This window comes from Nocardioides lacusdianchii, assembly GCF_020102855.1.
Classification (GTDB): Bacteria; Actinomycetota; Actinomycetes; order Propionibacteriales; family Nocardioidaceae; genus Nocardioides; species Nocardioides lacusdianchii.
In genome coordinates this window covers 1-13517 of record NZ_JADHZD010000015.1, presented here as the reverse complement: position 1 = coordinate 13517, position 13517 = coordinate 1, and the positions used below count along the sequence as shown (strand labels likewise).

Annotated in this window: 20 protein-coding genes and 1 tRNA gene; 6 read left to right on the top strand and 15 right to left on the bottom strand. The window is 70.5% G+C overall.

All coding sequences use genetic code 11. From position 1 onward, the window contains the following. Positions 1-177: 177 nt before the first annotated feature. The 13 genes from IRX98_RS17905 to IRX98_RS17845 all read right to left on the bottom strand — a co-directional run bounded on the left by IRX98_RS17905 (position 178) and on the right by IRX98_RS17845 (position 6209). Positions 178-684 (bottom strand): hypothetical protein, encoded by a 507-nt coding sequence (locus tag IRX98_RS17905; protein ID WP_224279087.1) that lies wholly within the window; start codon positions 682-684, stop codon positions 178-180. Beyond that, positions 681-920: a hypothetical protein gene (locus IRX98_RS17900; RefSeq protein WP_224279086.1), complete on the bottom strand. Its 240-nt coding sequence runs from the start codon at positions 918-920 to the stop codon at positions 681-683. The genes IRX98_RS17905 and IRX98_RS17900 overlap by 4 nt, the downstream gene beginning before the upstream one ends. After that, positions 917-1678, bottom strand: coding sequence for an exonuclease domain-containing protein (locus IRX98_RS17895; protein ID WP_224279084.1), 762 nt, complete (start codon positions 1676-1678; stop codon positions 917-919). Before IRX98_RS17895 ends, IRX98_RS17900 begins: the two co-directional genes overlap by 4 nt. Further along, a complete protein-coding gene (locus IRX98_RS17890; RefSeq protein WP_224279082.1) occupies positions 1678-2082 on the bottom strand; it encodes a hypothetical protein in 405 nt (134 codons plus the stop codon). Before IRX98_RS17890 ends, IRX98_RS17895 begins: the two co-directional genes overlap by 1 nt. Beyond that, positions 2079-3296 carry a recombination directionality factor gene (locus IRX98_RS17885; protein WP_224279080.1) on the bottom strand — a complete coding sequence of 406 codons (1218 nt, stop codon included), beginning with the start codon at positions 3294-3296 and terminating at the stop codon, positions 2079-2081. The genes IRX98_RS17890 and IRX98_RS17885 overlap by 4 nt, the downstream gene beginning before the upstream one ends. Before the next feature lies 1 nt (position 3297). After that, positions 3298-3522 (bottom strand): hypothetical protein, encoded by a 225-nt coding sequence (locus tag IRX98_RS17880; protein ID WP_224279078.1) that lies wholly within the window; start codon positions 3520-3522, stop codon positions 3298-3300. Then, positions 3522-4463, bottom strand: a complete 942-nt coding sequence (locus tag IRX98_RS17875) for a hypothetical protein (RefSeq protein WP_224279076.1) — start codon at positions 4461-4463, stop codon at positions 3522-3524. The genes IRX98_RS17880 and IRX98_RS17875 overlap by 1 nt, the downstream gene beginning before the upstream one ends. After that, positions 4460-4714 (bottom strand): hypothetical protein, encoded by a 255-nt coding sequence (locus IRX98_RS17870; protein ID WP_224279074.1) that lies wholly within the window; start codon positions 4712-4714, stop codon positions 4460-4462. Before IRX98_RS17870 ends, IRX98_RS17875 begins: the two co-directional genes overlap by 4 nt. After that, the gene (locus IRX98_RS17865) at positions 4711-4896 is read right to left on the bottom strand and encodes a hypothetical protein (RefSeq protein ID WP_224279072.1); all 186 of its coding nucleotides are present in this window, start codon (positions 4894-4896) and stop codon (positions 4711-4713) included. Before IRX98_RS17865 ends, IRX98_RS17870 begins: the two co-directional genes overlap by 4 nt. Beyond that, positions 4893-5096, bottom strand: a complete 204-nt coding sequence (locus IRX98_RS17860) for a hypothetical protein (protein WP_224279070.1) — start codon at positions 5094-5096, stop codon at positions 4893-4895. Before IRX98_RS17860 ends, IRX98_RS17865 begins: the two co-directional genes overlap by 4 nt. Next, the gene (locus IRX98_RS17855) at positions 5093-5632 is read right to left on the bottom strand and encodes a KOW domain-containing RNA-binding protein (protein ID WP_224279068.1); all 540 of its coding nucleotides are present in this window, start codon (positions 5630-5632) and stop codon (positions 5093-5095) included. The genes IRX98_RS17860 and IRX98_RS17855 overlap by 4 nt, the downstream gene beginning before the upstream one ends. Before the next feature lie 89 nt (positions 5633-5721). Then, a complete protein-coding gene (locus IRX98_RS17850) occupies positions 5722-5928 on the bottom strand; it encodes a helix-turn-helix domain-containing protein (protein WP_224279067.1) in 207 nt (68 codons plus the stop codon). Further along, positions 5928-6209: a helix-turn-helix domain-containing protein gene (locus IRX98_RS17845; RefSeq protein ID WP_224279065.1), complete on the bottom strand. Its 282-nt coding sequence runs from the start codon at positions 6207-6209 to the stop codon at positions 5928-5930. The genes IRX98_RS17850 and IRX98_RS17845 overlap by 1 nt, the downstream gene beginning before the upstream one ends. A gap of 211 nt (positions 6210-6420) precedes the next feature. Between IRX98_RS17845 and IRX98_RS17840 the strand changes: the two genes are divergently transcribed. From IRX98_RS17840 to IRX98_RS17825, 5 genes are all read left to right on the top strand, one after another. Continuing rightward, complete coding sequence (locus IRX98_RS17840) at positions 6421-6837, top strand: hypothetical protein (protein WP_224279063.1); 417 nt, start codon at positions 6421-6423, stop codon at positions 6835-6837. 37 nt (positions 6838-6874) lie between these two features. Further along, positions 6875-7264, top strand: coding sequence for a hypothetical protein (locus IRX98_RS17835; protein ID WP_224279061.1), 390 nt, complete (start codon positions 6875-6877; stop codon positions 7262-7264). Beyond that, the gene (locus IRX98_RS23185; RefSeq protein WP_268929034.1) at positions 7261-7383 is read left to right on the top strand and encodes a hypothetical protein; all 123 of its coding nucleotides are present in this window, start codon (positions 7261-7263) and stop codon (positions 7381-7383) included. Before IRX98_RS17835 ends, IRX98_RS23185 begins: the two co-directional genes overlap by 4 nt. Positions 7384-7385: 2 nt before the next feature. Beyond that, on the top strand, positions 7386-8531 hold the full coding sequence (locus IRX98_RS23615) for a tyrosine-type recombinase/integrase (protein ID WP_224279059.1): 1146 nt from the start codon (positions 7386-7388) through the stop codon (positions 8529-8531). A gap of 6 nt (positions 8532-8537) precedes the next feature. Further along, a tRNA-Ile gene (locus tag IRX98_RS17825) sits at positions 8538-8611 on the top strand. Positions 8612-8629: 18 nt separating this feature from the next. Here IRX98_RS17825 and IRX98_RS17820 read toward each other — a convergent pair. Both IRX98_RS17820 and IRX98_RS17815 read right to left on the bottom strand, forming a co-directional pair. Continuing rightward, positions 8630-10120 carry a serine/threonine-protein kinase gene (locus IRX98_RS17820; protein ID WP_224279057.1) on the bottom strand — a complete coding sequence of 497 codons (1491 nt, stop codon included), beginning with the start codon at positions 10118-10120 and terminating at the stop codon, positions 8630-8632. A gap of 91 nt (positions 10121-10211) precedes the next feature. After that, positions 10212-11588 carry a serine/threonine-protein kinase gene (locus IRX98_RS17815; protein ID WP_224279055.1) on the bottom strand — a complete coding sequence of 459 codons (1377 nt, stop codon included), beginning with the start codon at positions 11586-11588 and terminating at the stop codon, positions 10212-10214. Between the two features lie 73 nt (positions 11589-11661). On the opposite strand from IRX98_RS17815, the gene tyrS reads away from it, so the two are divergent. Further along, positions 11662-12927: a tyrosine--tRNA ligase gene (tyrS, locus tag IRX98_RS17810; RefSeq protein ID WP_224279053.1), complete on the top strand. Its 1266-nt coding sequence runs from the start codon at positions 11662-11664 to the stop codon at positions 12925-12927. Positions 12928-13517 lie beyond the last annotated feature (590 nt).

Below are 13517 nucleotides of genomic sequence, written 5' to 3'. Positions count from 1 at the left end.
ACCGGTTCGGGCTGCAAAGATGCGCCTCGACCTCCCGCTCGCCTGCCGTGGTCTCAGCCACCTCGGACGGCACGGGGGTTGGGGTCCGCTTGCGGCCGCAGATCGGGCAGTGGTGCAGGTCCGTCGACCACGTGGGGCTTAGTGGGTGCGCGAACGAGCAGACCCACCTCTCCCCGCTCATCGCGCCCCACCGCCAGCGAGAAGGGCGCGGAGGTCGGTCGCCCACTCGTCGGGGGTCCGGTTGCACGCCGCATTGGGGCCGGGGTAGTCCTCCGCCCACTCGTCCGCCAGCGCCTCCACTCCCGCCCTCAGCCGCTCGTGGGCTGCCTTCTCGGCCTCGTGTGCAGCCTCGGCGGACTCAGCACGGGCGGTCATCGCTGCCAGTTCCCGCGTGCGTCGAGCGGCAACCTGGGCCATGCGTGCGGCGTCGTTCACCGCTCGGGCCGTGGCTTCCTTCTGTTGCGCGTAGGCACCAACCTCGACCACCGCATCCCGCTCGCCCTCGACGACCCGCACACGCTCGGCCACGATGCGCTCGACGGCCGCAATGAGTCCCGAGTCGTCGCCCGGCCAGCCCGTGTCGAGGTCGCCCACGAACCACGGCGCGATGATCTCCCGTTCGGCCTCGGTCAGCCCGTTCGCGTCGGTCTCGGTCTCGGGTGCGGCGGGGTGCTGGGCGGTCATCGGGCACCTCCGGCGAGCGTCGTCCAGTCGGTCGGGCCGAGGATCCGGCTCGCACGCTCCTGCGCCCGGGCGAGCTGGAAGTGCGCGTAGCCCGAGCGGCCGGCACGGATGGACGCGACCGCAGCCTTCGCCGCTACGTCGAGGACCAGGTCCGCCTGCTGCACCCGGTCACGTAATGCGGCGAGGTCGGCGTTCTCCTGCCACACGGTCGGGCGTACGACGTTGTCCGTGCTCATCGGGCACCCCCGACCAGCGCCGGTGCGCACGCACGGTGCAGCGGCCATTCCCCGCAGCACCCGTCGTGCTCGGTGCCCTTCTTGTCGAAGTACTCCCGCAGCCCGTCCATCTGCTTCCGCTTCCACCCCACCTGCGACTGGTGGAGCGCGGGCAGCGTCATGCCCGGGAACTTGCTGGCGTGCTTGCGCATGATCGCCGGCCACAGCAGGCACGCCGCGAGGGCGTCGGCGCCGGCGTTGTGAGCGTCATCGAGCTTCACGCCATAGGTGGTGCACAGCTGCTCGAGCTTCCGGCCGCCCTTGCGGTACGGGTCGACGTGCTTGTCGAGGACCATCACGTCGACGACGGGCTGGATCTTCGTGTGGCCGCCCATGCGGTCGACCAGGGTGGGGACCTCGAGGCGACGGTTCTCGGTCTCGAGGAGGGTCAGGTCGTAGGACAGGTTGGCGCCGACAATGGGGATGCCGCGGCCCATGGCGGTGGCGAGGCGTCCGGAGATCTCGAACAGCGCCTGGGAGGGGTCGGCGTGGGTGGCCTCGCGGATGGCGCGGTCGCGCGTGTAGCCGTGGATCGCGGCGGCGCCCTCGGGGATGTCGATGCCGGGGTCGACGACGTAGGAGGTGAGGTGACGCTTCCGACCGTCGTCCCAGATCGCGACCAGAGCGGCCGTGACGATGCGGTCGCCCCACACGTCGACCCCCGAAGTTTCTAGGTCAAATCCGAGACAGTCGAACCCGTCCCACTTGCTGCTGGCCATCAGGAGGCCTCCTTCGGGAGGAAGGTGCCCGTGGCCGAACGGCCGCGGGTCTCGTAGCCGTGCCGGCGGCGGTTGCGCGACTGCTGCGACTGGGTCGCCCAACGACAGTTGCCGGGCTCGTATCCGCGGTCGTTGTCGACGCGGTCGAGCGAGTAGAGAGGACGCCCGGCTGCGGTCCGACCCTCGGGGCGCGGCCCCATGTCGGCGACGAAGTTCCAGAAGCCCTGGCGGCCAGTCCAGCGGTCGCAGACGGTGATGCCGCGTCCGCCGTAGCTGGCGTATCGGAGGTGGGTCGCCCGGGTGCAGCGGCCGACCATGTCGTTGTAGATGTCGTAGAGCGGGTGGCTGGTCTTGCCTCCGCGCCAGTTGGAGTTGGTCGCGCCCCAGTCGCTGCCGTTGCTCATGCGGCACGCTCCACGAGGATGTTGAGGTACGCCTGCAGCTCCTCGCCGGACGCCTCGCTGACCTTGCTCGGGCCGTCGACGTCACCGCCGTTCAGGAACCCCGCGACGTCCTGCTCGATGTCCGGCAACGTCATGCCGCGCTCGCCACCGGCCTTCACGATGTCGGCCCACACCTGGTCGGCATCCGGGCCGACAGTCTCGGCCGGGTAGGCGCCGTCAGCGTCGGGCTGCGGCTCCTCAGCTGCACGGGGCGGGGAGGCGGCGGGGGTCGAGGTCGCCGCCTCCCCAGATCCTGCCTCGGGGGATGAGGCAGCCTTGACCGCCGCGGCGCGGCGGCGGAAGTACTCCACGAACGCCTCGCGCTGCGCCGAGGGGGTGGAGTCCTGCCCGACGAGCTCGTGGCCGTCGCGCATCTCGTTCCAGATGACCGTCAGCGAGTCGATGTCCTCAGCGGCGTCGACCTGCGGCAGCCACTCGGCGTACGGGTCGCTCTTGGGCGCCTCGAGCGCCGCCGGGCCAGAGCCCGCACCCTCGAGCGCGGGCGTTCCGCCGACGCCGCCGACGATCTCGACGAGCCGCTGCTTCGTGACGTGCAGGTCGAGGAACGGCACGACGTACCGCGACGTCTGCGGGCCCTTGTCCGTCTGGACGATCGACGACCGCTCGGCCAGGCCGAGGGTGGCCGGCACCAGGTCGCCGACGTGCATCGCGAGCTCAGCCATGGACGGCAGCTCGGCGGCGGCGTTCCAGCCCTTCGATTCCATCCGCCACACGCCGAGGGACTCGATCTCCGACAGCATCACCGACAGGCGGGTGGTGGGCTTCTCGATCGCGGCGATGTGGTTGGGGTCGCCCGGGTCGCAGAAGTTGCCGGCGACGTCCTTCTCGCCGTCGCAGCGGTGCTGGCAGCCGCCCTTGGTCCAGTACTCGTGCCACTGGGAGAAGCCGCCCTTGACGACGATGACGGGGATCGCGGTGGCCTCGGAGAGGACCTCGAACTCGGACTTGCCGTCGTTGTCCCAGGGGCGGGCGTCGCCGCCGTAGGTGTTGGCGATCTCGGTGATGAGGCGCTCGGAGGGGCTGGTGAAGCGGAACCGCTCGAGCTTGGCGGGGCGGGTGTACTCGCGGCCCTGCTTGCTGGTGCCGGTGATCTTGTGGCCGAGGCGGATTCGGCCCTGCTCGGCCATGCGGCGCTGGGTGGTGATGATGGGCATGTCAGGACTCCTTGCGGATGACGAAGGTGACCGGCCGCGGGAGGCCGGACTGGTGGATGGCGCCGCAGTCGTCGCCGACCTGCGCGTCGTAGGGCACGGCGCGCGAGAGCACACGGTGCCGGGCGAGGTGGCTGGCGACCTGCGCGCCGAGGTCGACGAGGTCCTCGGCGACGAACGACGCGGCAGGGACCTTGGGCCGGTCGGTGGTCACGTGGAAGGTCCCCATCACGCCACCTCGCCCTTCGGCTCGGCCACGACCGGGGCGTCGACCTGTTCCCACGCCTTCACGTCCTGCGAGTGGAAGAGCCGCTGCAGCGCGACCGCACCGAGGAACGCCTTGTGGACCTCACGGCCAGACGGCTGCGGGATCAGCGCGTGTGCCGTGGTGCGCCAGTTGAGGATCGCGGCGCCCTCGAACTTCGGGACCTTCACCACGGTCTCGTCGGGCAGCACAGCCTCGTCGGCGTACCGGAGGCCCGACAGCTGCAGCGGCTGGTCGGCGTAGACGACGTCGGCGGGCTTCTTCGCGCTCGACTTCCCGTCGATCAGCCACAGCTTGCGCCGCGACCAGGACGTGAACGTCGTGCGGCCAGTGGCCTCGTCGTACGCCAGGGGCAGATGGAGCCACAGGTCGCCGGTCCCGGCGTACTCGTGCTTCCACGACACCACGGTCGTCTCGGCGGCCTCGACGTGCCGGTCGAGGTCGATGCGCCAGCGGTCCAGGAACAGCAGGTGCTGGTGCACGAACGGCTCGACCTCGGGGTCGTAGGGCAGCGGCTGCTGCAGCACGTGCCCGTGAGCGTGGGCGTGGACCCGGGTGCCGAGGTCGGAGGCCTTCTCCCACTCGTTCTTGTGCTCGGCCTTGATCTGCGCGGTCACGCAGAACCGGCAGTTGCCGCACCGCTCGGCGACACGCTTGCGGGCGCACGGCCCCTCGGGGGACTGCCGCGACGTCGCGACCATGAGCGGCAGGTAGTCCCACGCGGCGGCCGCGGTGGCCTTGGCGGCAGCGGGGACGAGCGCGGGCTTGGCGATCACGGACTGGGCGTTGGTGACGGACATGAGGCCGTCGCCCTCTGCGCGCTCGAGGGGGCAGCCGTCGCGGCCGCAGGAGCCGTAGTAGCGGCCCTTGCCGCGGATGTCGCGGGCGTGGAGCGGGGCGGTCATCGGTGGTCCTCCTGCATGTCGCGCCACCGGTCGTACGCCGACTGCTCGGCGAGGTCGGCGGCGATCTCGTGACGGATCTCGGTGCACCCCGAGCACGTCGACGACGCGAGGCAGTCCGGGCAGAGCCGGTGGGTGCCGCAGTCGCGGAGCTCGTCGGCCTCGAGGAGGTCGAGGCACTCGGTGCAGGGCAGCACCTCGACCTGGTCGTCGTCGGGGTAGGAGCGCACGGCGGGCGCGATGGTGACCGTCATGCCGCACCGCCGCTCTGCGCGCGGGCCGCTTCGACGTCGGCGGCGAACGCGGCGAGCACGTCGACCCCGGCGGGGGAGCGCAGGTGCGCCGGCGGGGGCAGCATGTCGTCGGGGTGGGGGTCGAAGCCACGGTCGATCGCGTCGTCGAGACGCGAGGTGCGGTAGTCGCCTGCGGTGATCACGACGCCACCTCCTGCTCGCGGGTGAGCTCGAGGGCGTCGTCGGTGTGGGCGGTGAACCCGGGCTCGAGGAGCCAGTTGACGACCGACTCGCCGACGAACCAGGCGGACACCCACAGGGCCGACATGGTCGCGCCTGCCAGGAAGCCCCAGAGGGCGGCGGAGATGTCGTCGAGGCCCATGGCCTGCAGCAGCTCGATCACGAGACGACCTCGATCTCGTCGCGAGCGAACGGCAGGACGACCTCGTAGGTCGGGCCGTCCGGCTCGCCGATGAACCGGGGCACCTCGAGGAGGACCTCGGTGACGTGCCCACCGGCCATGCCGCGGAACACCGACTGCACGACACCCTCGCGGCCGTCGTGGGCGCCGCGGAGGATGCGGGCCCGGTCACCCTTGCGGGGCAGGCCCTGGATCCGCGTGGTGGCGGCGGGGCGGGAGAAGCGGATCTCGACGCGGATGCCGAGCAGCGGGAGCCGGCCGGTGACACGGACCCGCTCGCGGCCCCTGCGCAGGGGCTCGACGACGGTGTCGTCGACGTGGATCGTGTCGACCCAGGCGTCGGACTCCTCGACGGTCCCGGTGAGCCAGACACGGACACAGCGGTCGCCGTGACCGATCTCCTCGGGGTCTGAAAGGCCGTGCTCGATCGCATGGTCGATGACGGCCTTCTTGCCAAGGAGGCCCATCTCGGGGACCCGCTTGCGCGGGATGGTGTTGGTGCTGGTGATCCCGGTCATGGGATGCTTCCTTCCAGTTCGTGCGCCCTGGTCTGCTGCCAAGCTCTGGCCGGGGCGCCGGCTATTTCGGGGTCGTGCAGGGACGGCCGTCAGGCCGACTTGAGCGCTGCGTGCGGGCACGAGGTGCCGAGCACCCAGGCGTCGAGGCAGTCGCGGTGGATCCGCCAACGGCCGCCCGTCTTCGGCTGCCCGCCGTGGAGCTCGCCGGCCTCGAGGGCGCGGCGCACGGTGACGGGGTGCCGTCCGGCGTGGTCGCCTGCCTGGCTGGTGTTGAACCAGATCCGCTCGCCTTCCATCAGGCGACCGCGTCCGCGGATTCGGTGGTCTTGGCGGTCTTGCCGGTGGGGACCTTGATCGCGATCTGCTCGACGTCGAGGGCCGTGGCGAGGCGGGCGAGGAGGATGTCGGTGAGGGGCTTGCGGCCGGCCTCGATGTTGGAGAGGTAGGAGTAGGAGATGTCCACCTGCGTGGCCAGGGCTCCCAGGTCCCAGCCCCGTGTCTGGCGGATCGTGCGGAGAGTGGCGCCGACTCGCTGGCGCTCCTCCTGCTCCCGCTGGGAAGTGGTCTTCGGAGTCATGGGAAGACCGTAAGGAACATCAGGGAACAAGTCAAGGGGAACAGGGCAGATCGTTCGGAAGAACCCATCCTCGCAGTTCAGCCCGTGTCACATCTCGGTAGTTACGCCTCGGTATTCCCGTCGGTGTTCCCGGTTGTACGAGATGCACCCCGTTGATGTTCCCTGACTTTTCCGGAAACACTCCGGCTCGTGATCCAGAGACGAGGCCTCGATGCCGCAGAACCCCAACCAGCGCCGAGCGTCAGACGCCGTGGCGAAGTGGCTGGCGAAGAACTACAAGAACAACGGGTGGCTCGCCGAGGCCGCCGAAGCCGACGCGGGAACGATCGGCGACTTCCTCAACGGGCAGCGCTGGCCGAAGCTCGGCACCCAGGGGCGGATCGAGTCCGCGCTTGGCTGGCCATCCGGCACCATCCGCCAGATCGGTCTCGGCGGAGAGATCCCTGAGAGCCTCTTCGACGGACCCGCTGTCGGTGCCCCCGCGCAGGATGACGACTTCGTTGCGGCACCCGGGCCGCGCCAGTCAGGGGGAATCAGTGACGACGAGGTCCTGCAGGTGCTCGACACGATGCAGCAGCAGATCGACCAGCTGCGCCGACGGGTGGAAGGCCGGCGCCAGGCTCCCTGATCCGTGGGTCGCGCTCGCGGCCCGTCCGGACCTGAGCATGATTCGGCTCCCGATCGCCGAGCCTGGTCGCTACTACCACGGCCGGCGGGCGATCGTGTTGCGGAGCGGGATGCTGCTCGAGGACGAGCGGCGCTACTTGTGGCACGAGCTTGTCCACGCAGACAGGAACGACCGGGCCTGCCATGGGTCGATCGCCGCAGAGGTCAGCGTCGAGCGGGAAGCCGCGCGGCGGGCGATGCCGATGTCGTCCCTGCTCTGGGCGTTCCAGCTTGAGTGGCAGCGGCACCTGGTCGCCAGCTTGCTCAAGCTGCCGGAGGAGTGGGTGCAGTTCCGGCTGCACGCCGCTCATCCGGCCGAGAAGAACCAGCTGCGCGCCTTGCATCGGGTACGGCGGCAGGGGGAGACCGACGAACAGGAGTCAGCATGAACGAGAAGAAGTCCTTCACCGGCTGGATGGAGCGGCCCGTGTGGGAGCGCGCGGCCCTGGTGGTCCTGATCCTGATCTGCGTCGTGGGCGTGATCGCGGTGCTCGGCAACCGTGGGTAGCCGTGGCGTGGGCTGAGCGGCTGCCGTCCGGGCGGTGGCGCGGGGTCTACCGTGACGCCCAGGGAGGCCGGCAGCGAGTGCCCGGCACGCACACCCACAAGCCGAAGGCGGTGCGCGCGGCCGCGGCCGCGGAGGAGAAGGCCAGGCGCCGGATGCACGGCGACCCGGACGCGCGGAAGCGAACATGGGGCGACTGGGTCGAGGAGTGGTGGCCGACCCGCGACATCGAGGCGTCCACACGGCGCGTCGACCTACGCCGCCGCGAGCTCCACCTCGACCCGCACTGGGCCGACGTCCCGATCGGCGCGATCACCCGGCAGCGGGTGAAGGCCTGGATCGCTGACCTCCGCGCCGCCGGCGCCGGGCCGACGACAGTGCAACGGTGTGCGCACCTGCTGTCGGCGTCGCTGTCGGCCGCGATGGACGCCGAGATCATCGACTCGAACCCGGCCGCGCGGCTGAAGCTCGCCGGCAGCGCCAAGGCGATGGAGCGCTACCTCGAGGACGACGAGTCCGCGGCGCTGTGGCAGCAGATGCCCACCCAGCTCGACCGGCTGATCCTCGACACCTACCTCGGCACCGGCGTACGCCCGGGCGAGGGGGCGGGGTTCCACTGGAACCGGTTCGACCTGGACCGCGCCACCGTGCGGGTGGTCGAGACGTACGACCAGGAGGACGGCACGATCAAGGCCTACCCGAAGGGCCGAAGGATCAGGGACCTGCCGCTCCCGCCGGACCTGGTCGACGCGCTGCGTGCGTGGAAGGCGCTGCGCGAGGCGGCGGGGGAGGACCTCGAGGGCGGCTGCGGGCTCAAGCACTCCGCCGGGGTCTGTCGGTCGTCGCTGGTGCTGACGTCGCCGTCGGGGACGCCGCTGCGGGTGGGGAACTGGGACACGCGGGTCTTCAAGCCGGCGCTCGTGGCCGCGGGCGTGGGGCACGCGCGGGTCTACGACCTGCGGCACACCTACGCGTCGCGGCTCCTGCAGGCCGGGGTGTCGTTGGCCGAGGTGGGGCAGCTGCTGGGGCATGTCTCGCCGCAGACCACGCAGATCTATGCTCATCTCGCCAAGAAGCCGTCCGCGGTGGTCTTGGCCGCGATCAGTGCCCCACGTTTGCCCCACGCAGCGGTGGTCGACTCGGGTTCCTGAGCGTGAGGGGCGGTAGCTCAGTCGGTCAGAGCAGAGGACTCATAATCCTTGGGTCGTGGGTTCGAGCCCCACCCGCCCTACGACGCGTGTGCGATCGGTCAGCCCTCGTCGGCGATCAGGTAGCCGTCGCCGCTCTCCTGGAGCAGCAACCGTCCCGGCTGGGTGGTGGTCCGGCCCGACGTGGTGACGTAGGTGACCGTGTAGCTGACCGCCATGCCGTCGACGTCGGCACGGATGTCGGACGCAGATGCGGACTCGATCGTGCTCCAGAAGCCGGAGTAGTCGTCGAAGCCTCCGCTCTCCGCCTGGAACTCAGGCGTCAGGAGCTGGAAGGTCGACTCCGGGTCGGAGGTGACGCGCGAGAAGTAGTCGTCGACGAAGGCCTGCATGGCCGAGGCGTCGTCCGCCGGCGTCGGCTCCTCGGGGGTGGGGTCGTCGGTGGTGGGCTCGGTCGTCGGCTCCGCCGTGGGTTCGTCGGTGGGCGCGTCGCTCGACGGGGTGTCGGACGGCTCCGGCTCTTGGCTCTGCCCCGCGGGTGCCTCAGCGGTGTTGTCGCTGCCGTCGTTGTCGGGCCAGAGGAACCAGGCGCCGAGCCCGATCAGCAGCACGAGCGCCGCGACGGTCACGATCCTCGCGAGCGGGAGCCCGTCACGTCGGGGAGCGCCCGAGGCCGGCGCGGCGGCGACCGGCGTGCGCGGCGGCTCGGGCGTGGTAGCCGATGGGGCCGCGCCGGGCACCGCGCCCAGGGTGAGGGTCGCCTCGCTGTCGGGACGAGGGCCTGCGGCCGCGGCGGCCGCTGTGCCGCTCGCGACGCGCCGCAGCTCGTCGCGCACCCGCTCGACCGACCAGCGCTCGTCGGGGTCCTTCTGCATCATCCCGGCCAGCACCGCCGCCAGCGGGTGGTCGTCCGGCAGGCGAGGCGGGTCGGCGTGGACGATCCGGTAGAGGCCCCCGAGCACGTTCTGGCCCATGTCGTACGGCGCCCGGCCGACGACCGCGTGGAACAGGGTCGCTCCGAGCGACCACACGTCGCTCGCCGTGGTCGCGACCGATCCGGACGCGACCTCCGGGGCGAGGTAGGCGGGGGACCCGGTCACGAGGCCGGTGCGGGTGAGGGCCGCGTCGTCCGCCGACCGCGCGATGCCGAAGTCACCGAGCTTCGCGTGGTCCTGGTCGTCGACCATGATGTTGCTGGGCTTGACGTCGCGGTGCACGATCCCGGCGCGGGTGGCCTCGACGAGTCCGTCGGCGGCCTGGGCGAGGATCCCGGCGGCCCGGGCGGGCTCCAGCGCCCCCTCGGCCACCACGACCTCCGTGAGCGTGCGTCCCTCGACGTGCTCCATGACGAGCCAGTAGCAGTCCTCGTCCTTGACGAGGTCCAGGATCGACACGACGTGCGGATGGCTGATCCCCGCGGCCAGACGGGCCTCGCGCTCGGCGCGGGCGACGTCGTCCTCCGTGGTGCCGGGGAGCAGCCCCATCCGCTTGATGGCGACGTGCCTGTCCAGCACCTCGTCGTGCCCGAGGTGGACGACACCGGCGCCGCCGCGACCGATCTCGCGGACGAGGGTGTACCTGCCTGCAATCACCGTGGATGCCCCTTTCGTGGCTCCGCCTCAGGCTAGACACGTGCCCGGGCATCGCCGCACACCCGTGGGGACCAGTGGCGGAGACGCAGGCTCAGCCCTCGTTCGCGATCAGGAAGCCTTCGCCCTGCTTCTGCAGCTGCAACCGGATCTGATCGGTGTTCTCCCGGCCGTCCTGCATGACGTACCTGACCGTGTAGGCCACCGTCATGTCGCTCGGGTTGCTCGCGACCTCGAGCAGCTCCGCCGAGCGCACCGTGCTCCAGAAGCCGATGTAGCCCTCGTACCCGTCACTGGCCTCCTGGAAACCGGGGGTCAGCTGCTCGAAGGCCGCGCGCGGGTCGGTGGTGACGGTCGCGAGGTAGGAGGCGATGAAGGCATCCATCTGCTCCTTGGTGTCCTCCGCCGACGCCGGGCTGGCGCTCGGTTGCGGCTCGCTCGTCTGTGACGACTCGGGAGGTGCGCCCGCGCCGTCGTCGGGCGCGGCCTGGGGGGTGTCGCGACCGGCGAGGACGTACGCCGTGACGACCGCGGCGAGCGCGAGCGCGGCCGCACCCGCCAGCCAGGCCCACCGGATCCGGTCACGCGTCGGCTTCGCAGCGGTGGGGGTGGGCGCCAACGGCAGGACGCCGGTCTGCTCCGGGGGAGCGGGGGAGACCGGCGCCACCGCGACGGTGGAGCGCTGGCCCCGTGACACGCGCAGGAGCTCGTCGCGCACGCGCTGCATCGGCCAGCGCTGCTCGGGGTCGCGGTGCATCATCACCGACAGCAGGCCCGCGAGCGCGTGGTCCTGGGGCAGGCGCGGCGGGTCCTCGTGGACGATCTTGTACAGCGCGCCGATGAGGTTGTCGCCGACGTCGTACGGCGGGCGCCCCGTGACGGCGTGGTAGGCCGTGGCTCCGAGCGACCACACGTCGCTGGCTGCCGTCGCGGACGAGCCTGAGGCGACCTCGGGCGCGAGGTAGGCGGGGGAACCGGTCACCAGGCCGGTCTGGGTGAGCGAGGCGTCGTCGTCGGAGCGCGCGATCCCGAAGTCGTTCAGCTTGGCCGCGCCGCCGGCGATCATGATGTTGCTGGGCTTGACGTCGCGGTGCACGATCCCGTGGCTGTGCGCCTCGACGAGGGCGTCCGCGACCTGCGCCAGGAGCGTGGCGGCGTCCGTCGCGTCGAGGGGACCGGACGCCTGCACGCGCTCGCTGAGCGTCACCCCGTCGACGTACTCCATGACGAGCCAACGGACGTCGTCCTCGTTGACCAGGTCGAAGACCGACACCACGTGGGGGTGGTTGAGCGCGGCAGCCAGGCGTGCCTCACGCTCGGCCCGCTCGAGCTCGGCGTCCCCGGAGCCCGGCACGAGCCCGATCCGCTTGATCGCGACCTGGCGGCCCAGCACCTCGTCGAGGGCCAGGTGCACCGTCCCGGAGCCGCCTCGACCGATCTGTCGCTCGAGCCTGTACCTGCCTGCGATCACGTGCCGTCCCCTCTCCGCGCTCGCCCTAGGCTAGTGCCCGACCACCAACCCGACCCCACCCGAAGGAACTGACGTGACGAGCTCCAACGTCCTCGACGAGCTGGAGTGGCGCGGCCTCATCGCGCACTCCACCGACCGCGATGCGCTGCGCGCAGCGCTGGCCGAGGGGAGCGTCAGGTTCTACGTGGGCTTCGACCCCACCGCGCCGAGCCTCCACATGGGAAACCTCGTCCAGCTGGTCACTGCGCGACGCCTCCAGATGGCCGGCCACACGCCGTTCATCCTGGTCGGCGGGGCCACCGGGATGATCGGCGATCCACGTGACTCCGGCGAGCGCGTGCTCAACTCGCTCGACACCGTCAAGGAGTGGACCGAGCGGGTGCGCCAGCAGGTCTCCCGCTTCGTCTCCTTCGAGGGGGAGAACGCGGCCAGGACGGTCAACAACTACGACTGGACGGCCTCGCTGTCCACCATCGACTTCCTGCGCGACATCGGCAAGCACTTCCCGGTCAACCGGATGCTGGCCCGCGACACGGTCAAGCGGCGCCTGGAGTCGGGCATCAGCTACACCGAGTTCTCCTACGTCCTGCTCCAGTCGATGGACTACCTCAACCTGCACCGTGAGCACGGCGTCGCACTCCAGTTCGGCGGCTCCGACCAGTGGGGCAACATCACCGGGGGCGCCGAGCTCGTACGCCGCGTCACCGGTGGCAGCGCCCACGGCTTCGCGACGCCGCTCATCACCAAGACCGACGGCACCAAGTACGGCAAGACCGAGGGCGGTGCCCTCTGGCTCGACGCGGAGATGCTCTCCCCGTACGCCTTCCACCAGTTCTGGCTCAACGTCGAGGACGAGAAGGTGGGTGAGCTGCTGCGCATCTTCACCTTCCTGACGCGCGAGGAGATCGAGGACCTCGAGCAGCAGACGGAGGAGAAGCCCTTCCTGCGTGCCGGGCAGAAGCGACTGGCCGACGAGGTCACCGCGCTGGTGCACGGTGCCGACGAGGTGGAGCACGCCAAGGCGGCGGCCGCCGCGCTCTTCGGCGGGGGAGACCTTGCGTCGATCCAGGCGGCCACGCTCGCCTCGGCGCTGCGCGAGGCCGGAGGTACGACGGTCCCGGCCGCCGAGCTGCCCGGGATCCTCGACCTCCTCGTCGCCAGCGGACTGGCCAAGAGCAAGGGCGAGGCGCGGCGGACGGTGTCCGAGGGCGGCGCCTACCTGAACAACGTGCGGGTCGAGGACCCCGAGCTCCAGCCCACGGCCACCGACCTGGTCGGTGGCTCGTGGCTGGTGCTGCGCCGTGGCAAGAAGAAGTTCGCCGGCGTCGAAGTGGTCTGAACAGCTGTTGCGCGGCTCCTCCCGGGCGGCGTGGTGGGGGGCTCGTACGCCCTCCGCCACGCCGCCCGAGTCGTCCCACGCGTCTCAACAGGCCTCTGACCTGCGGAAACGCTGATGTGCTCGCGGTCACACCGCTTCGATTTGCGCGTTCTGCCGGTCAGGATTAATGTTCTCTTTGTCGCCAGGGAGCGGCGGGGAGCAAGGCCGGTCAGGCCGGGCTCCCGGCCCCGGGCAGGACAACCCGAAGCGGTCATCGGTCACGGTGACACCACCGGGTCAGAGCGAAACAGTCGAGGATTTGCCACGACAGAAAGTCGCTCGCTAAGTTTCACCAGTTGCTCCGCGCAACCGAGATCCTCACTGGATCGCGATGTGGATGCGTCTGATTCTTGAGAACTCAACAGTGTGTTTGATTAGTCGACGAATTAGTTTGTTATGCCCCGTTGGCTCTTCTTCTTCGGCCTTTTGGGGTTGGGGTGGTTGGGTCGCGGTTTCTTTGACAATGATTCTGACAGATGTCAGTTTTGTTCAGTCAGGGGATGTGGCTCTTATTGATTGTGGCTGGCCTGGCCTTTGGTTGGGTTGGTTCA